The sequence below is a fragment of the Geodermatophilus marinus genome (genome assembly GCF_003428645.1).
Taxonomy (GTDB): Bacteria; Actinomycetota; Actinomycetes; order Mycobacteriales; family Geodermatophilaceae; genus Geodermatophilus.
Genome location: NZ_QVQH01000040.1, coordinates 12,083 through 29,995 on the forward strand (window position 1 = coordinate 12,083; position 17,913 = coordinate 29,995).

General features: G+C 75.0%; 16 protein-coding genes. 5 read left to right on the plus strand and 11 right to left on the minus strand.

Annotated elements, in window-relative coordinates; all coding sequences use genetic code 11:
* Positions 1-19: 19 nt before the first annotated feature.
* Both D0Z06_RS23825 and D0Z06_RS23830 read right to left on the minus strand, forming a co-directional pair.
* A complete protein-coding gene (locus D0Z06_RS23825) occupies positions 20-1,216 on the minus strand; it encodes a hypothetical protein (RefSeq protein ID WP_117380035.1) in 1,197 nt (398 codons plus the stop codon).
* Entirely contained in the window at positions 1,213-2,403 is a 1,191-nt protein-coding gene (locus tag D0Z06_RS23830) for a type III PLP-dependent enzyme (RefSeq protein WP_117380036.1), read from the minus strand. The genes D0Z06_RS23825 and D0Z06_RS23830 overlap by 4 nt, the downstream gene beginning before the upstream one ends.
* A gap of 103 nt (positions 2,404-2,506) precedes the next feature.
* Here D0Z06_RS23830 and D0Z06_RS23835 point away from each other — a divergent pair, with 103 nt between their 5' ends.
* The 4 genes from D0Z06_RS23835 to D0Z06_RS26000 all read left to right on the plus strand — a co-directional run bounded on the left by D0Z06_RS23835 (position 2,507) and on the right by D0Z06_RS26000 (position 6,312).
* Positions 2,507-5,254: a putative bifunctional diguanylate cyclase/phosphodiesterase gene (locus tag D0Z06_RS23835; protein ID WP_147332118.1), complete on the plus strand. Its 2,748-nt coding sequence runs from the start codon at positions 2,507-2,509 to the stop codon at positions 5,252-5,254.
* Positions 5,255-5,332: 78 nt separating this feature from the next.
* A complete protein-coding gene (locus D0Z06_RS23840) occupies positions 5,333-5,587 on the plus strand; it encodes a hypothetical protein (RefSeq protein WP_199522510.1) in 255 nt (84 codons plus the stop codon).
* Positions 5,584-6,018 carry a hypothetical protein gene (locus tag D0Z06_RS23845; RefSeq protein WP_117380038.1) on the plus strand — a complete coding sequence of 145 codons (435 nt, stop codon included), beginning with the start codon at positions 5,584-5,586 and terminating at the stop codon, positions 6,016-6,018. The genes D0Z06_RS23840 and D0Z06_RS23845 overlap by 4 nt, the downstream gene beginning before the upstream one ends.
* A gap of 135 nt (positions 6,019-6,153) precedes the next feature.
* Positions 6,154-6,312 (plus strand): hypothetical protein, encoded by a 159-nt coding sequence (locus D0Z06_RS26000; protein WP_199522514.1) that lies wholly within the window; start codon positions 6,154-6,156, stop codon positions 6,310-6,312.
* A gap of 192 nt (positions 6,313-6,504) precedes the next feature.
* Here D0Z06_RS26000 and D0Z06_RS23850 read toward each other — a convergent pair whose 3' ends face one another.
* The 6 genes from D0Z06_RS23850 to D0Z06_RS26005 form a co-directional block, all read right to left on the minus strand.
* Positions 6,505-6,768 (minus strand): hypothetical protein, encoded by a 264-nt coding sequence (locus D0Z06_RS23850; RefSeq protein WP_117380039.1) that lies wholly within the window; start codon positions 6,766-6,768, stop codon positions 6,505-6,507.
* Positions 6,769-6,968: 200 nt separating this feature from the next.
* On the minus strand, positions 6,969-7,565 hold the full coding sequence (locus D0Z06_RS23855; RefSeq protein WP_147332119.1) for a sensor histidine kinase: 597 nt from the start codon (positions 7,563-7,565) through the stop codon (positions 6,969-6,971).
* A gap of 279 nt (positions 7,566-7,844) precedes the next feature.
* Complete coding sequence (locus tag D0Z06_RS23860; RefSeq protein WP_117380041.1) at positions 7,845-10,721, minus strand: vitamin B12-dependent ribonucleotide reductase; 2,877 nt, start codon at positions 10,719-10,721, stop codon at positions 7,845-7,847.
* Between the two features lie 92 nt (positions 10,722-10,813).
* The gene (gene nrdR, locus D0Z06_RS23865; RefSeq protein WP_117380042.1) at positions 10,814-11,371 is read right to left on the minus strand and encodes a transcriptional regulator NrdR; all 558 of its coding nucleotides are present in this window, start codon (positions 11,369-11,371) and stop codon (positions 10,814-10,816) included.
* 370 nt (positions 11,372-11,741) lie between these two features.
* The gene (locus D0Z06_RS23870) at positions 11,742-12,587 is read right to left on the minus strand and encodes a hypothetical protein (protein ID WP_147332120.1); all 846 of its coding nucleotides are present in this window, start codon (positions 12,585-12,587) and stop codon (positions 11,742-11,744) included.
* A 110-nt stretch (positions 12,588-12,697) separates the two neighbouring features.
* Positions 12,698-13,348: a LysM peptidoglycan-binding domain-containing protein gene (locus D0Z06_RS26005; protein ID WP_199522511.1), complete on the minus strand. Its 651-nt coding sequence runs from the start codon at positions 13,346-13,348 to the stop codon at positions 12,698-12,700.
* A gap of 200 nt (positions 13,349-13,548) precedes the next feature.
* Here D0Z06_RS26005 and lexA point away from each other — a divergent pair, with 200 nt between their 5' ends.
* A complete protein-coding gene (lexA, locus tag D0Z06_RS23885) occupies positions 13,549-14,304 on the plus strand; it encodes a transcriptional repressor LexA (protein WP_117380046.1) in 756 nt (251 codons plus the stop codon).
* 10 nt (positions 14,305-14,314) lie between these two features.
* On the opposite strand, the gene D0Z06_RS23890 is transcribed toward lexA, so the two are convergent.
* The 3 genes from D0Z06_RS23890 to hflX all read right to left on the minus strand — a co-directional run bounded on the left by D0Z06_RS23890 (position 14,315) and on the right by hflX (position 17,732).
* Complete coding sequence (locus D0Z06_RS23890; RefSeq protein ID WP_233517930.1) at positions 14,315-15,370, minus strand: esterase-like activity of phytase family protein; 1,056 nt, start codon at positions 15,368-15,370, stop codon at positions 14,315-14,317.
* Positions 15,342-16,010: a phosphatase PAP2 family protein gene (locus tag D0Z06_RS23895; protein WP_233517931.1), complete on the minus strand. Its 669-nt coding sequence runs from the start codon at positions 16,008-16,010 to the stop codon at positions 15,342-15,344. Before D0Z06_RS23895 ends, D0Z06_RS23890 begins: the two co-directional genes overlap by 29 nt.
* Before the next feature lie 237 nt (positions 16,011-16,247).
* On the minus strand, positions 16,248-17,732 hold the full coding sequence (gene hflX, locus D0Z06_RS23900) for a GTPase HflX (protein ID WP_117380050.1): 1,485 nt from the start codon (positions 17,730-17,732) through the stop codon (positions 16,248-16,250).
* Positions 17,733-17,913 lie beyond the last annotated feature (181 nt).

A 17,913-nucleotide genomic window follows, 5' to 3' on the forward strand; every position in this document is an offset into this window, starting at 1 on the left:
CTGGCAGCGACCCGCCGGCTCACCCCACGGCGGGTTTCAACCGGCGGGCCCGGGGGACGACGGCACGGCCGGACCGCGACCGCCGGGCGATCGCCACGGCCACGCCCACCAGGACCGCGGCCAGGACGAGGGCCACCACACCCAGGGACGTCCCCCCGAGCAGCAGCGGGAGGGTCGCCGTGGCGGCGGCGCTGCCGAGCGCGCGGCCGGCCGTGGCCGACGCGAGCGCCCCGGTGACCCGCTCCGGGTGCCGGTCGGCGGCCGCGTTGTCGAGGAGCCCCTCGAGCAGGGTCAGGCAGACGCCGGACAGCAGCTGGGCCCCGCAGAGCAGGACGACGGAGACCGGGGCCACCACCCAGCCGGCCACCATCCCCGCGGCGACGACGGCCCAGGTGCCGCTCCCGGCGGCCGCCCGCCGCTGCAGGGCACCCGCCACCACCGGGGCGAGGAGCGACCCCGCGGTGAACGCGATCGCCGCTGCCGCGACGGCCGTGCGGCCGTGCAACTCCTCGGTCAGGGCGACGAAGAGCAGCGTCGGGCCGGAGGCGAGCAGCATGAGACCGCCCCCCACCAGCACGGGCGGGGAGAGGTCCACCCGGCCCCAGTGGCGCGCAGGCGCGGCGGCACGGGGCACCGGGGAACGCCCCGCGACCACGACGGTCGGCACCAGCGAGAGGACGTAGGAGCACGTCACGACCGCCAGCACGAGGTCGCGCGCCTCCGGCCCGAGGGGCAGCAGCGCGGCCAGGGCGACGCCGGCCGCCTCGGCGGCGGCGACCAGCGAGCCGTACCACGTCAGCGCCGAGGCCCCGGGGCGCGCCGCGGCGACCTCGGCGCGCATGCCGGCGTACCCCGTCCACGCGGTGAGGTTCATGGCCCCGACGCAGAGGGCGACGAGGAGGACCGGGGCGTCGCCGAGCACCAGCCCCACGACCGCTGCTCGCAGCACCATCTCCGCACCCGCCGCCGTCCTGAGCAGCAGGCGGCCGTCGAGCCACCGCGCCATCCGCCCCGCCACCGGGGCCGAGAGGGCGACACCGACGAGCATGGCGGCGCTGCAGAGCCCGACCGCCGGCAGTCCGTGGACCTCGGCGACGCGGAGGACCAGCAACGTCCAGGCCACCGACAGGCACAGCGAGTCCACGAGCCCGGCCGCGACGAGCGCGGCCAGGCGGCGGCCCCCGTCCGCGGACGTCGGCGGCGGCGGCGCGGTCACCGGGACCTGCGGTACCAGGTCGCCGGCGGCGGGAACCCGTTGAACGACGACGCGTAGCTCAGCGTGTAGGCCCCGGCCGACGCGATGAACAACCGGTCGCCCTCGGCCATGGTCACGGGCAGTGCGGCCCCGTAGAACATCGTGTCCGAGCTGTCGCAGCTCGGCCCGGTGACCGTGAAGGCCACCTGCTCGACCACGTCGTGGTCGGCGCGCGAGGACCACAGCGGGAACCGCCACTGGCCGACCGACTGCTGGGTCTCCATGAAGCCGTTGTAGGCACCGACGTCGACGTAGAGCCACTCCTCGCCGGCGCGCTCCTCGCGACCGAGCACGGTGGTCACCATGACGGCGGTCTCGGCGACCATGTGCCGGCCGGGCTCGGCGACGACGAGCGGCGGCTGGTAGGGCAGCAGCTCGTCGAGGCTCTTCTCGACCACCTCGCCGATCTGGTCGATGGTCGGCACGGGGTCCCCGTAGCGGGCCGGGAAGCCGCCGCCGATGTCGAGCATCTCCAGGCGGATGCCGTCGCGCTGCAGCTGCCGCATGAGCCGGGCCACCGCGGCCAGCGCCTGCCGCCAGGCCGACGTCGCCACGCACTGCGAGCCGACGTGGAAGGTGAGGCCGTAGGGCTGCAGGCCCAGCCGCTCGGCCTCGTGCAGGAGCGCCCGCGCGTGGTGGGCCTCGGCGCCGAACTTCCGCGACAGGGGGAACACGCTGCCGCTGTCGTCCACGCGCACGCGGATGTAGACGGCGCTGCCCGGTGCCTCCCGGGCGATCTTGTGCAGCTCCCCCTCGGAGTCGGCCGAGAACCGCCACAGGCCGGCGTCGGCCGCCGCAGCCACGTGGGACGCCGGCTTGACGGTGTTGCTGTACAGCACGCCGGCCGGGTCCACGCCGACGTCCAGGAGCATGTGCAGCTCCCCCAGCGAGGCGATCTCGAACCCGCCGCCGACGGCGTGGACCGTGCGCAGCACCTCGGGTGCGGAGTTGCACTTGACGGCGTAGTGCGGGCGCACCCGCGGCAGCGCCGCACCGAAGCGGTGGAAGCGGTCGGCCACCAGCCCGAGGTCGCCGGCCAGGAAGGGGGTGGGGACGTCGAGCCCGGCCAGGAGGTCCGGCGGCAGGGTCTGCGGCCAGGCCGCCGGCACGGCGGGCGCCGCGCCCAGGCTGGTCAGCGACGGGGTCATGGGTCTGCTCCTCGGGACAGGGGGCGCTCGGTGCACCCAGCCGGTCTGTCGGCCGGGCCGGGGCCGCTGTTGAGCCGCCTCCCCCCGAGGGGTGAGCCGTCCGGTGCAGGCTCAGGTTGTCGCCACCGTGGCCGATGTGGTCGCCATGACCATGAGCTCGGCAGCACCGGGGCGGCGTGCCACGGTGCTCGTCGTCTGTGCGGGCCTCCTGCTGTGGGCGGTGGCCCTCGTCGTCGTCCCCGCCGACGTGTCCGTGCACGTCTCGAACGCGGGCCTGACGACCGCCGCCCTGGGCGCCGGCGCCGCGGGCCTGGTGCGCGCCCGCCGGCACACCGGGCCGGTCCGGCGGTACTGGTTCCTGCTGGGCGCCGCCTCGCTGTCCTGGGGCGCCGGCATGGCCGTGTGGAGCACCTACGAGTCGGTCCGCGGCGTGGAGGTGCCCTTCCCGTCGCTGGCCGACCTGGGCTACCTCGGGCTCCCCCCGCTCGCGGCCGCGGCGCTCATGGCGCTGCCCCTCCGGGCACCGACCTTCAGCGGCCGGGTGCGCACGCTGCTCGACGGCCTGATGGTCGCCAGCTCGTTGCTGCTCTGCAGCTGGGTGCTCGTCCTGGCCCCGGTCGTGGCGGCCGGCGGCGACCCGCTGGGCCAGGTCATCTCGCTGGCCTACCCGGTCGGGGACCTGGTGCTCATCACCCTGGTCATCTACACGTGGACGCGAGCCCGGCAGCGGGGCTGCCGGCTGCCCATCGCGCTGCCGCTCGTCGGCAGCGGCCTGGTCGCCTTCGCCGTCGCGGACTCCGGCTTCACCTACCTCACCAGCGCGGGTGTCTACAGCTCGGGCAGCCTCATCGACATCGGGTGGGGCGCCGGCTTCTGCCTGCTCTTCCTCGCGGCAGCGCTCCCGGCCGGCACGGACCCCGAGGACGTCGACGAGGAGGCACCGGCGCGGCCGCTGGGCAACCTGCTCCCCTACGCGGCCGTCGGGCTGGCGGTGCTCACCTCCACGGTGGAGCTCCTCCGGCACGGCAACGGCGACATGTTCTTCTCCTGGACCCGGACGGCGCTGCTCGTGCTGCTGGTGCTCCGCCAGGTGCTGACGCTCAACGAGAACCACCACCTCACCCGCGACCTGGAGCGGCGCGTCGAGGAGCGGACCGCCGAGGTGCGTGCGAGCGCGGAGCGGTTCACCGCGCTCGTGCAGCACAGCACCGACCTCGTCACGGTCGTCGACCGCACCGGTGTCGTGCAGTACCAGAGCCCGTCGAGCCGGCGGGTGCTCGGTTACGAGCCCGAGGACCTGGTGGGTCGCGACCTCACCGAGCTCATGGACGCCGCCGAGGCCGAGGCGCTGCTCGCGGTGCTCGCGCGGTCGGCCGGAGGCGCCGACCGGCTGCAGTCCTTCCACTCGACGTGGCGCAACGCCGGTGGCGGGGAGCGCCGGATGGAGATCACCGTCACCGACCTGCTCGACGACCCCGCCGTCGGCGGGCTGGTCCTCAACACCCGCGACGTGACCGAGCGGGTGGAGCTGGAGCAGCAGCTCACCACCCAGGCCTTCACCGATGCGCTGACGGGTCTGCCCAACCGCGCCCTGTTCAAGGACCGGCTGCAGCACGCGCTCTCGCGGCGCCCGTCGAGCCGCGAACGGGTGGCGGTCTACTTCCTCGACCTCGACGGCTTCAAGGCGGTGAACGACACCCTCGGCCACAGCGCCGGTGACGCCCTCCTGGAGGAGGTGGCGGTGCGGCTGCGCGAGGCCGTGCGGCCCGGCGACACCGTGGCCCGCTTCGGCGGTGACGAGTTCGCCGTGCTGGTCGAGGACCTGCCCGGTGACGAGGACGGCACCCTGCTGGCCGGCCGGATCCGGGAGGCCCTCGAGGTGGCCGTCGACCTCGACGGTGAGGAGGTGCACGTCTCGGCCAGCATCGGCATCGCCCACCGGGAGGACGCCGGGACCGACGCCGAGCAGCTGCTGCGCAACGCCGACCTGGCGATGTACCAGGCCAAGTCGGGGGGCAGCGGGTGGGCCGTCTACGCCCCGGAGATGCACGAGGGCCTGGTCGCCCGGGTCCGGCTGGAGGCCGACCTGCGCCGTGCCCTGGCCGAGGAGCAGTTCGAGGTGCACTACCAGCCGATGGTGTCCATGCGGTCCGGTGCCATCACCGGCGTCGAGGCGCTGGTCCGCTGGCGGCACCCCGAGCGCGGGATGGTCTCGCCCACGGAGTTCATCCCGCTGGCGGAGGCGACCGGGATGATCCGCCCGCTGGGGCTGTGGGTGCTGCGCGAGGCCTGCCGGACGGCGATGGGCTGGCACCGGGAGACCGGGGGCAGCCGACCGCTCAAGCTCAGCGTCAACGTCTCCGCCCGGCAGCTGCAGCACCCCGAGTTCCCCGGGGAGGTGGCGGCGGTGCTGGCGGAGAGCGGGCTGCCCGCGACCAGTCTGACGCTGGAGATGACCGAGAGCGTGCTCGTCGACAACGGGCCGGCGATGCTGGCCACGCTGGGCGTGCTCCGGGAGACGGGCATCCGGCTGGCCATCGACGACTTCGGGACCGGGTACTCCTCGCTGAGCTACCTGCACCGGTTCCCGGTCGACATCCTCAAGATCGACAAGAGCTTCGTCGAGCGGCTGTCGACCGGCGGGGACACCGCCCTGATCAGCACCATCCTGCGCCTGGGCAAGACGATGCACCTCGAGACGGTCGCCGAGGGGATCGAGCACCCGCAGGAGATGCTCCTGCTGCGGCGCCAGGGCTGCACCACCGGGCAGGGCTACCACTTCTCGCGGCCGGTCCCGGCCGACCAGATCCTCCAGATGCTGGTCGACGCGCCGGTGCCCGTGGGCGGCTGACGAGGACGGTCGTGTGCAACCGGCCTCGGGCGGGTACGGGGCCGACGTCCACCGCCCGACCGCACCCGAGGGGACCGCATGACCAGCAGCACCACGACCCGTGACGCCGCCACCGGCAGCCGCGACATCAAGTCGCACGAGACCACCAGCTTCGCCGACCTCGGCAAGGAGATGTGGTCCTACCTGACCGGCAAGGGCGCCGCCATCAACTACGAGTTCGTCGACATGACGGTCGAGGTGCCGCGGGAGACCGGGCCCGACGCGCCGCGGGCCACCTGGAAGCTCAACGGGACGCTGCGCATCACGACCGCCGAGAACGCCAGCCGCGGATGACACCGGACCCCCGGGACGCCCTCGACCTGACCGCCGACCTGGCGGTCGAGGTCGACGGCGTCCCGGTGCAGGTCCGGGCCGCCGGGTCCGAGGTGCAGGTGACCGCCGGCGACGTCCGGAAGCTGTTCGCCGGGGTCCGCCTGGCCGCGGGCGCCGCCACCCAGGCCCCGCCCGGGCGCGCGGAGCTGTCGCGGGTGGCCGACACCCTGGCCGACCACGGGCTGACCGCCCGGCTCGACGGGCCCGCCGGACGGGTGCTCACCCTCGGGGCGGACGTCGACTCGCCGGCCGGCCGCACCCTGCTCGGCACCCGGCACGCCCGGCTGCACCCCGCCGGGGCGCTGCGCAGCTCGGGGGCTGCCGGGCCGGTCGCCGCCGTCGCCGCCGCGCTCGTGCTCGTCCTGCTGGCCACCCGCCGCCGGCGCCGCTGACCGGGTCACCCACCGAGCGCGGCCGCCGGGGACCACGGCGGGCACGCTGTCGGCGCGGCCGGGCCTCCGGGGCCCCGCGAGCGCCGGGACGGCCTAGGGTGGGATGCGACGCACCGCTACCGGACGGGAGGTCCCGTGGTGCTCAGCATCCTCGGGCTGCTGCTCCTCGCCTGGATCGTCCTCACCGTGATCGGGTGGGTCGTCGAGGGCCTGTTCTGGCTCGTGGTGGTCGGGCTCGTGCTCCTCGTCGTCACCGCCGTGCTCGGCTGGGACCGGCAGCGCAGCAGGCGCTGAGGCGACCGCCCGGACCGGGGAGTCCGTCGCCGCCCACGACCGCCGGGACGTCGGTCCGGCGGAGGTGACGGCGTCCTGCCTGGACCGAGCGGCCGGCACGGACCGCGGCCCGCACCCCCCCCCGTCAGCCGTCGTCCACGCACCCCCGCCGGACGTCCCGCGGCCGGTCGCCCCGGGACGACGCCGGCCCGCTCAGGCGACGGCGGGCAGCGCGCCGTCCCCGCACAGCTCGGCGTAGGCCTCGTCGATCGTCACCCGGCTGGCGACGAACTCCCGGACGGTGCCCCCGCGTACGAGGTACCGGCGGTCGGAGCACTCGGACACGTCCGGCTCGAACACCGCCGCGTCCCGGAAGCGGAAGGCGGTCCAGCCCGGCACCACACCGCTCAGGTCGGCGGCGACGTCCCGCCCCAGCCACCGGCTCAGGAGGGTCACCTCGTCCACGAACTCGCCCATGCCCGCCCCTCTCGTGCCGTCCGCCGTCCTGCCGAGGGGATCATCCGGGACCGCCGGTGGGCGCCGCGAGCCTCCGCAGCCGTGGTCATCAGGTCGTCATCTGCTCGACACGAGCTCGACGAGCGGTGCCGCCGGGGACCGGCGCGATCCGGCCCCGCCCCCTGCTCACCCGGCGCCGTGGACCGGCCGCCGATGCCGGGCTACGGCAGGGGAACGGCCCAGACCAGCTGCGCACCACCCGAGGGAGCCGGGTCGGCGACGAGGGAGCCGCCGCGCTCCTCGGCCCGGCGCATCACGGCCCCCAGGCCGTCGCCGTCGGGTGCCCGGTCCGTCCCCACGCCGTCGTGGGAGACCCGCAGGGAGACCCCGCCCTGGGTGACGGTGACCGCGACCTCGACGGTGCCGGCCTGCGGCTGCCGGGCCAGGTCGCTGAGCACCTGACCGACGACGGCGAGCAGGTCGTCGACCACGCTCGCGGGGAGGTCACCGACCGGACCGGCGATGCGCGTGCTCGGCATCGCGGGCAACCCCGGCGCGGCCGCGGCGATCGTGTCGAACAGCCGGGTCGCGAACCGGCGGTGTCCGTCACGGGTCGGTCGCGGAGGGCGACGACCACCGACCGGAGCCGCCGGATGGCGTCGTCGAGGCCGGCGGTGGCTGCCCGCAGGCGCTCCGGTGAGCGGACCGGGCCCCAGGCTCGCGGCGACGCCGTAGAGGGTCAGCCCGGCGGCGTACAGGTCGCGCACGACCGCGTCGTAGAGCTCCGCTGCGGCGCCGTCCAGATCGTCATCCCACATGACCACTCGCCTCGACTCGGCCGATCCGCAGGCACCCGCCGCCGCAGAGCACACCGGGAGGCGGGGGTCTCGGAACCCGACGCTAGTCCTCCCCCGGGGTGCACGGGCTCCCCCGGATGAATCCCGGGACGCCACCGGCCCGGTCCCTCGACGAGGGACCGGGCCGGTGGACGGCACGCACAGCGGTGACGAGGCCGCTGACCGGACCTCAGGGCGCTGCCGCGCGAGGCGGGGACGTCGCCGGCGCCGGCGGGGACGGCCCCGGGTCGTTCGCCTGGCTCAGCTGCAACCGCTGGTGGAACCGCAGCCTTCGCAGACGTAGCAGCTGCCGGCCGGGCGCATCTTCGTGCCGCAGGTCATGCACAGCGGCGCATCGGTGACGTTCCCGGTGACCAGCTCGAACAGCTCGGCCGAGGAGTGCGCCTCGGTGACCGGCTTCTCGGCCTTCACCTCGGGCTTGGCGGGGGCCTCGGTCGGCACCGAGCCGCGCAGCGCCTCGACGTCGACCTCTTCCTCCTCGACGACCTCGGCGGTGGAGGCCGAGCCGCCGTAGCTGCCCGACACCTGGGCCGCCCGCTCCTCGGCGGTGAAGATGCCGAGGGTCGCGCGGGTCTCGACCGGCAGGTGGTCGAGGGCCAGGCGGCGGAAGATGTAGTCCATCACCGACTGCGCGATCCGGATGTCCGGGTCGTCGGTCATGCCGGCCGGCTCGAACCGCATGTTGGTGAACTTCTGGATGTAGGTCTCCAGCGGCACACCGTGCTGCAGCGCGATCGAGATGCCGATCGAGAAGGCGTCCATGACACCGGCCAGGGTCGACCCCTGCTTGCCGAGCTTCAGGAACACCTCGCCGAGGCTGCCGTCCTCGTACATCCCGGCCGTCATGTAGCCCTCGGCGCCGGCCACGCTGAACGACGTGGTCATGCTCTGGCGCTTCTTGGGCAGCCGGCGGCGCACCGGGTGGGACGTGGTGGCGACCGGGGCCGCCTGGACCTCCGCCTTGGCCTCGCTCTGCTTGGCCTTGGCCGACTTGGCGTCGGACAGCGGCTGGCCGACCTTGCAGTTGTCGCGGTAGATGGCCAGCGCCTTGAGGCCGAGCTTCCAGCCCTGGAAGTAGATGTTCTCGACGTCCTCGACGGTCGCCGTCTCCGGCATGTTGACCGTCTTGCTGATGGCGCCGGAGATGAACGGCTGCACCGCGGCCATCATCCGGACGTGGCCCATCGGGGGGATGGCCCGCTCGCCCATCGCGCAGTCGAAGACCTCGTAGTGCTCCGGGCGCAGGCTCGGGGCGTCGACGACGTGACCGTGCTCGGCGATGTACTCGACGATGGCCTCGATCTGCTCGTCCTGGTAGCCCAGGCTGCGCAGCGCCCGCGGGACGGTCTGGTTGACGATCTGCATGGACCCGCCGCCGACCAGCTTCTTGTACTTGACCAGCGAGAAGTCCGGCTCGATGCCGGTCGTGTCGCAGTCCATCATGAAGCCGATGGTCCCGGTGGGGGCCAGCACCGAGGCCTGCGCGTTGCGCCAGCCGTTCTCCGCCCCGATCGCCAGGCACTCCTGCCACTGGGCCGTGGCGGCCTTGAGCACGTCGGCGTCGTCAGCGCCGACCGGGCGGATGGCGTCGTTGGCCGCGGCGTGCTTGCGCATGACGCGGGCGTGGGCGTCGGCGTTGCGGGCGTAGCCGTCGTAGGCCCCGACGATGCCGGCGAGCTCGGCCGAGCGGCGGTAGGCCGTCCCGGTCATCAGCGAGGTGATCGCCGCTGCCAGGGTCTGGCCGCCGCGGGAGTCGTAGGCGTGCCCGGTCGCCATGAGCAGCGCGCCCAGGTTGGCGTAGCCGATGCCCAGCTGCCGGTAGGCCCGGGTGGTCTCGCCGATCGGCTCGGTCGGGAAGTCGGCGAAGCAGATGGAGATGTCCATCGCCGTGATGACCAGCTCGACGGCCTTGACGAAGGTCCGGGCGTCGAAGGTGCCGTCGTCCTTGAGGAACTTGAGCAGGTTCAGCGACGCCAGGTTGCAGGAGCTGTTGTCCAGGCTCATGTACTCCGAGCAGGGGTTGGACGCGTTGATCCGACCCGTCTCGGGGTTGGTGTGCCAGTCGTTGATCGTGTCGTCGTACTGGATGCCGGGGTCGGCGCACTCCCACGCGGCCTGGGTGACCTTGCGGAACAGGGCACGGGCGTCGACGTTCTCGATCAGCGCGCCGTCGAGCCGGGCGCGCAGCCCGAACTCGGTGCCGTCCTCCACCGCCCGCATGAACTCGTCCGAGACGCGGACGGAGTTGTTGGCGTTCTGGTACTGGACGCTGGTGATGTCCTTGCCGCCGAGGTCCATGTCGTACCCGGCGTCGCGCAGCGCGCGGATCTTGTCCTCCTCGCGCGCCTTGGTCTCGACGAACTCCTCGATGTCGGGGTGGTCGATGTCGAGGACGACCATCTTCGCCGCGCGCCGGGTGGCCCCGCCGGACTTGATGGTGCCCGCGGAGGCGTCGGCCCCGCGCATGAAGCTGACCGGACCGGAGGCGGTACCGCCGGAGGAGAGCAGCTCCTTGGACGACCGGATCCGGGACAGGTTCAGCCCGGCGCCGGAGCCGCCCTTGAAGATCAACCCCTCCTCCCGGTACCAGTTCAGGATCGAGTCCATCGTGTCGTCGACGGCGAGGATGAAGCAGGCGCTCACCTGCTGCGGGGCGCTGGTGCCCACGTTGAACCAGACGGGCGAGTTGAAGCTGAAGTACTGGTGCAGCAGCATCCAGGTCAGCTCGTGCTCGAAGACCTCGGCGTCACCCTCGGTGGCGAAGTAGCCGTGCTCCCGCCCGGCCGCCGCGTAGGTCAGCACCACCCGGTCGATGAGCTGCCGCAGGCTCGTCTCCCGCTGCGGGGTGCCCACGGCGCCCCGGAAGTACTTGGTCGTGACGATGTTGGTGGCGTTGATGCTCCACTCGGCCGGGAACTCGACGCCGCGCTGCTCGAAGTTGACGGAGCCGTCCCGCCAGTTGGTCATGACGACGTCCCGGCGCTCCCAGGTCACCTCGTCGTACGGGTGCACCCCGGCGGTGGTGAAGACCCGCTTGACCTTCAGGCCCTTCCCCCGGGTCGGCGCCTTGGCGGCGCGACGCGTGCGGCCTGCCAGTCGGTCCTCGGTCTCGGTCACGGAGCTCTCCCTGTGTCGTGGGCGGTGGTGCGGGTGCGACGGCGGCTGGGGAAGAGAGCCGCCCTGTGTGTAACCGGTGGTGCTGACAGTTCTCAGGTGCCGGCGGCGCTGTCGGCGGAGGCGGCCTGGGACCGCCCGCCGCCCCGCCGGCGGACCGGCGGGAGCGGGTTCTGCATGCCGGGCAGCGGTGGGGTGCCCGCGGCGACGTGGCGGGCCCGCAGCTCGGTGATCTCCTTCTCGAAGTCCTCCACCGAGGTGAACGCCCGGTACACGCTGGCGAAGCGCAGGTAGGCGACCTCGTCGAGCTCGCGCAGCGGCCCGAGGATGGCCAGCCCCACCTCGTGGCTGGGCACCTCCGCGACCCCGGTCGCCCGGATCGCGTCCTCGACCTCCTGCGCCAGCCGCTGCAGCTGGCCCTCGTCCACCGGTCGGCCCTGGCAGGCCCGCCGGACGCCGGCGACCACCTTGGCGCGGGCGAACGGCTCGCTGACGCCGCTGCGCTTGACGACCGCCAGGACGGCCTCCTCCACCGTCGTGAAGCGCCGGCCGCAGGCGGGGCAGGACCGGCGCCGCCGCGTCGTCGCGCCCTCGTCGGCCTCGCGGGAGTCGATGACCCGGCTGTCCGGGTTGTGGCAGAAGGGGCAGCGCACGTCCTCTCCCCTCCTCCCGGACCCGCACCGCCGGCCCTCCGCCCGCCCGCCGTGTGGACGCCCCTGGGGACATCCGGTGGACGTCGTGGGGAGCGGCTGTGGGCGGGCTGTGGACGGAGTTACAGCGGTGCAACTACTAGATCTAGGGGGACCCTAGGTCCGCCTCCACTAGATGTGCAAGCCGACGCCCGCGTGTCCTGTTCCACCGAGACCCGTCCGTGACCAGCCGCGACCTCCCGTCGCAGCAGTCACACCGACACGCCGCCACACGCCGCCGCGCGGTCACCCCGCGGGACGGGTGGTGCGTGTCGCCGCCCAGGAGCCCCCCGGGGGCGACACGGGCGCCGCGGGTTCCGGGCGCGCCCGCGGGTCAGGCGCCGCGGGGCCCCGGCAGGCGCGGCCGGGAGGCGCGGTCGCCGAGCCGGATCGGGCGCGTCAGCCCGTCGAGGTCGTCCGCCCGGCGCGGTGCCGGCGACGCGGGTGCACCCGCGGGGGACGGCACGGCCGCGAGCGGGGTGACGGGCAGCGCGGCGGTGGGGAGCGCGGCCGTGGGCGGAACCGCGAGCGGGCGGGCGGCGGCGGGCGCGTCCGGGGGTCCTCCCGGGCCGGCCGCCCCGACCGGGGCCGGGGCGGCTGCGACCTGCCCGGGTGCGACCGGTGCGGGTGCGACCGGTGCGGGTGCGGCGAGGACGACGCCCGTGTCCGGCTCGGCGGCGCGGTGGCGACCGCTCCCGGCCACCGGCGCCCGGTGCCGGCCGGCACCGCCGGCCGTCGTGACGGCGGGCAGCTCCGCGGTCACGTCCCCGCCGTGGCGACGGCGCCGCCGGAGCGCAGGGGCGGCAGCGGGTGGGCCCTCCGGCGCACGCCCCCCCGGGCCGACGGCCGGCAGCTCCGGCGAGGTCAGCACCCCGGCGATGAGCCGCTCACGGGCGGCCGCACGCTCGAACGACACCGCGACGGCGCCGGGGGCGTCCGGCAGCACCGGCTCGGGCGCCACGGTCAGGTGCGGCTGCGGCAGGCGCAGGTCGGCCAGGTCGCACCAGGTCGTCCGGTCGACGCCGGCCACGGTCACCTCCACCCGCACCTCGCAGGACCCGGCGGCGTCGTGCCGCCAGCCCAGGATCGACCCGGCCCACCACGCACCGTCGGCGAACACCTCGACGCCCTGCCGCTGCTGGGCGAAGGCGGCGGCCCGGCTTCCCACGATCCCTGACACGTGGATGACCGTAGGTTCTCCGACCACCACGCAGCGTCAGCAACGCAGGTCGGAGGGTTGACGAAGCTCGGCCCCCGCTGTTGTCGCTCTCTGGAGCGGGCCCGGGCGGGTCACGGCAGCACCAGCACCTGGCCGGGCACGAGCACCCCGGCGTCGAGCTGGTTGAGCTCCTGGATCGCGTCGACGACGGCCCGCACGTCGGCGCCGTCCCCCGCCACCTCGCCGGCGATCGACCAGAGGGTGTCGCCGGACCGGACGACCACGCTGCGGTCACCCACCAGGCGCAGCTCGTCGGAGCCCCCGCCGACCAGACCGGCACCCCATGCGCCCAGGACCACGCCGACCGCCAGCGCCAGCACGACGGAAAGCCGCCGCGCCCGCCGGGTCAGCCGCAGGCGCGGCACCCGCCCCGCCGGGGCGCAGCCGTCCCGCACCGGGCGCCCGGCCGCCGCTCCGGCCACCGGACCCGCGGCGCGACCCGCCGCCGCCCGCGGTGCACCCGCCGCCGGGCGGGGCCGGGTCGCCGGGCGCGGCGGCGCCGCCGGCCGGGACGCCCGCGCCGTCGCCCGGGTCGTCGCCCGGCCCGCGCCGGGGGCCACCGGCGGCCGGAACACCCTGACCCGGGAGGCGCCGGGGCGAGCCCCGGGCGGGCGCGACGGGCCCCCGGCCCCGGCCCCCGGCGGGACCGCCCGGAGGCGGGGCCGCCACGGCACCTGCACCGCATCGTCGAAGTCCAGGACCGCCTGCTGCACGCCTGCCACGACCACTCCTCCCGACCGGGGACCCCGGCTCGAACGCCTGTTCGATTCGAACGCCTGTGCGATGTCTACCGGACGGCACCGACGAATGCCACCGCACGTGCCGGGCGCTTCGAACACGTGTTTGATCCGGTGCGCCCGGCGCGCTACGGTCGGTACCGACGGATCAGACGCGCTGTGGCAGCGGCGGCGAGGAGGCGACGGTGGCGGAGAAGAGCGGGACGTCGGGGGGCCGACGGCGGACGACCGGCCGACCGGCGGCCGGCGGGTCGGCGGCCGTGCGGACCTTCCCCGAGCGCGCCGAGGCCGGTGACGGGCTGACCCAGCGGCAGCGCCGGGTCCTCGAGGTGATCCGCGACTCGATCGACCGGCGTGGGTACCCACCCTCGGTGCGGGAGATCGGCGAGGCCGTGGGGCTGTCGTCGGCCTCCTCGGTGGCACACCAGCTCACCGTGCTGCAGAAGAAGGGCTGGCTGCGCCGCGACCCGAACCGGCCGCGGGCGCTCGACGTCCGGATGCCCGGGGAGCTCGCCGGTGAGGTGCCGCCCGCCCCGGTCGCCACGGTGGGGGGCGAGGACGCGCCGGCGCCGACCTACGTGCCGCTGGTCGGCCGGATCGCCGCCGGTGGCCCGGTGCTGGCCGAGCAGGCCGTCGAGGACGTCTTCCCCCTGCCGCGCGAGCTGGTCGGCGAGGGCACGCTGTTCATGCTCAAGGTGACCGGTGACTCGATGGTCGAGGCCGCCATCTGCGACGGCGACTGGGTCGTCGTCCGGCAGCAGCCCACGGCCGAGAACGGCGAGATCGTCGCCGCCATGCTCGACGGCGAGGCCACCGTGAAGACCTACAAGCGCCGCGACGGGCACGTCTGGCTGCTGCCGCACAACCCGGCGTACGAGCCGATCCCCGGGGACGAGGCGACCGTCCTCGGGCGCGTCGTCACGGTGCTGCGCCGGGTCTGACCGGTCCGGCTCAGCCGGTCGTCGGCGGTCCCCCGCGTCGGCGCAGCCGCCCGCCGAGCCACACCAGGACGGCGGCCACCGCGGCCGCGACGACGGCGGCGGGCAGCAGCGAGGGGCCGGCCTCGTCCGATCCGAGCAGTTGCTGCACGCCGCCGTCCGCGCCCGAGGGGGACGTCGACGGGACGGCCGCCACCGGGACGACGGTGAGATCGCCGGGCAGCCCCTCCCCGGCGACGACCAGGGCCGAGCCGTCGGGCGTGAACGTGACGGCCTCCCCCTGTAGTGCCTCCGGCAGGGGGATCCGCACCGGCTCGCCGGCCAGCGCGCCCGCCACGTCCGAGCCGGACAGGGGCCAGACGTAGGCGTCGGTGTAGGTCCGCAACGCCACGGTGCGGCCGTCCCGGGACACCGCTCCCCCGGTGACCATGAGCTGCCCGGCACGTCCCACCGGCCCGCCCGGCGTACCGGTGAGGGTGAACGACACGCCGCCGACCTCGGTGAGCCCGACGGTGCCGCTGTCGACCAGCGCCGAGACCGGGCGGTACACCGCGCTGGCGCCCAGGACCTCCTTGGTCACCAGGTACGGCGTGCCGTCCGGGGCCAGCAGCAGCGCCTCGACGTCGCGCGGCCCGTCGGGGTAGGCAAGCCGGTACAGCCCGGTCGAGCCGTCGGGTCGCAGCGCGATGAGCGCCACCGTCGCGCGGTCCAGCCCGTTGTCGCCGGTGTCGGCCAGCCACACCGTGCCGTCCGCGCCCACCGCCAGGTCCTCGGGGTCGTAGGGGTCGACCGGTGCGGTGTGCACCGCCGTCACGCGGCACGCCCCGTCGAGCACGTGGACGGCGACCTGGTCCCCGCCGTCGTTGATCGCCAGGTACTCCTCGCCGACGGCGACCAGGCCGGAGAGCTCGGGCAGCCGCGGGTCGGTCACCTGGCAGCGCACCGAGGGCGCCGCCGGGCCCGCCGGGGCCGCTGCGGCGACCGGCACGGGGAGGACGAGCGTCGCGCCCGCGACCACCGGGATCAGCCGGGCGGCGAGCTCACGCCGGCGGGCGGCCTGCTCGGGCACCGACCCAGCGTGACAGGACGGCTGCGTCGAGTGCGTGCACCACGCCCAGCAGCACGATGCCCACCGCCGCCCCCACGACGGCGTCGGTGACCCAGTGGAAGTCCAGCGACACCATGGCGACGCCGGTCGCCACCGGGCCGAGGACGCTCAACCACCGGAAGAGCCGCTGCACCGAAGGGACGAGCCGGTACTCCACCGCCTGCCAGCGCGCCACGCCCCACATGAGCACCGCGTTGGCGACGTGCCCGGAGGGGTAGGACTGGCCGTCCCGGTGGAAGAAGGACCCGGGGTAGGCCGGCGCGGTCCGGCCGGTCCCGTACTTGACGGCGTAGACGACCACGGTGAGCAGCGCCAGCGCGGCGAGGACCCGCAGCAGCGGGAGCGCCGTCCGCCGGCGCAGGGCCAGGGTGGTGACCAGCACGGCCAGCACCATGAGGATGAAGCCGCGGCCGCCGAGCTGGGTGACCGCCCAGACCGGCCAGTAGGCCGCCGACTCCTTGAGCCCCCAGCTGCTGACCACCTCGGAGACCCGCAGGTCCGTGCGCTCGAGCACGCCGCGGCTGAGCAGCTCGACGGTGATCGCGAGGGCGGTTCCGAGGGCCACCGCGACCAGCCACCAGGGCGGGCGCCCCACGGACACGACCCGCGGGTGGCCCGCCGGCCGGGGACGGTCGGGCCGTACGCGGTCCTCGGTGGGCCGTCGCACGCCGCTGGTCACACGTTCCACGGTACCGGCCCGTGACCCGATCGTGACCTCACCCGACCGGGCGAGGCCCGGCGGTGTCGCCACCGGGCCCGGTGCGCTCCGGTGACCGGGGCCCCGGATCCGGTGGCCGGCGGGTCACCGGGAGGTGGAGCGCGGGGACGCCCCCCGCCGTCAGGCCGCGGGGGAGGCGAACTCCGCCAGCGCGGCAGCGAGCGCGCCGTCGACCCGCGCGCAGAGCCGGGTGCCGCCGGCCTCGTGCACCTCGGTGAGCACCTCGCCGTCCCGGTGCACCCGGGCGACCAGGTCCCCGCGGGTGTAGGGCACCAGCACGTCGACGTCGACGTCCGGCCGGGGCAGCCGGGCGGCGACCGCCTCGCGGAGCCGCTCGATGCCCGCACCGGTGCGCGCCGAGACCCACATCGCACCCGGCAACGCCTGGCGCAGCGTCAGGACGTCAGCCTCGCTCATGGCGTCGACCTTGTTGACGACGATGAGCTCCGGCACCGCCGCGGCGTCGATCTCGCCGAGCACCACCCGCACCGCCTCGATCTGTCCCAGCGGGTCGGGGTCGGAACCGTCGACGACGTGCAGCAGCAGGTCGGCGGCGGCCACCTCCTCGAGGGTGGAGCGGAAGGCGTCCACCAGCTGGTGCGGCAGGTGCCGGACGAAACCCACGGTGTCGGTGAGGGTGTACTCCCGCCCGTCGGGCGACTCGGCCCGGCGCACGGTCGGGTCGAGGGTGGCGAACAGCGCGTTCTCCACCAGCACGCCGGCGCCGGTGAGCCGGTTGAGCAGGCTCGACTTCCCGGCGTTGGTGTACCCGGCGATGGCGACGCTCGGGACGGCGCGGCGCCCCCGACCGGCCCGCTGCGTCGCCCGGGCCGTGGCCATGCCGGCGATCTCGCGGCGCAGCTTGCTCACCCGCGCGCGGATGCGGCGCCGGTCGGTCTCGATCTTGGTCTCACCGGGACCGCGGGTCCCGATGCCGCCACCACCGGCGACGCGGCCACCGGCCTGCCGGGACAGCGACTCACCCCACCCGCGCAGCCGCGGGAGCATGTACTGCATCTGCGCCAGCTCGACCTGGGCCTTGCCCTCCCGGCTGGAGGCGTGCTGGGCGAAGATGTCGAGGATCAGCGCGGTCCGGTCGACCACCTTGACCTTGAGGATCCGCTCCAGCGCGTTGAGCTGGCCGGGGGTCAGCTCCCCGTCGCAGATCACCGTGTCGGCACCGGCCGCGGCCACGATGTCGCGGATCTCGGCGGCCTTGCCCGACCCGACGTAGGTACCCGCGTCGGGCTTGTCGCGACGCTGGCTCACCGCCTCGAGCACCTGCGACCCGGCGGTCTCGGCGAGGGCGGCGAGCTCGGCCAGCGAGCGGTCGGCGTCGTCCTGGGTGCCCTCGGTCCAGACGCCCACGAGTACCACCCGCTCGAGGCGCAGCTGCCGGTACTCGACCTCGGTGATGTCGGCGAGCTCGGTCGACAGCCCGGCCACCCGGCGCAGGGCGCCGCGGGCCTCAAGGGCGTAGGAGCCGGTGGTGTCGTCCTCGGGCTCCCACCCGTCGACCGGGCGGGTCACCTGCTCGGGACCCGCCGCGCGGTCGGCTCGGTCCTGCGCGTCGTCCAGGACGGCGCGGTTCTGTGCTGTCGTCATCGTCTCCAGCGTGGCACGCCCCGCGATCCGGGGCACCTGAGTTGTCGTCGCCTCAGCCTCGATCCACCGTCGATCTTGGTGGACCCGGCCGGCTCGTGACCTGATTGTGGTTGTCTGATCTGGGCGTGGGTGGGCCGCCGGTCTGTCCGGCTCTTCCACGGTCGGTCTCCGATCGGGCCCT

Coding starts and splice junctions, on each gene's coding strand:
- hflX (WP_117380050.1), bottom strand. CDS start 17,732: ATGACGACAGCACAGAACCGCGCCGTCCTGGACGACGCGCAGGACCGA.
- D0Z06_RS23850 (WP_117380039.1), bottom strand. CDS start 6,768: ATGGGCGAGTTCGTGGACGAGGTGACCCTCCTGAGCCGGTGGCTGGGG.
- D0Z06_RS23855 (WP_147332119.1), bottom strand. CDS start 7,565: ATGTGGGATGACGATCTGGACGGCGCCGCAGCGGAGCTCTACGACGCG.
- D0Z06_RS23830 (WP_117380036.1), bottom strand. CDS start 2,403: ATGACCCCGTCGCTGACCAGCCTGGGCGCGGCGCCCGCCGTGCCGGCG.
- D0Z06_RS23840 (WP_199522510.1), top strand. CDS start 5,333: ATGACCAGCAGCACCACGACCCGTGACGCCGCCACCGGCAGCCGCGAC.
- D0Z06_RS23845 (WP_117380038.1), top strand. CDS start 5,584: ATGACACCGGACCCCCGGGACGCCCTCGACCTGACCGCCGACCTGGCG.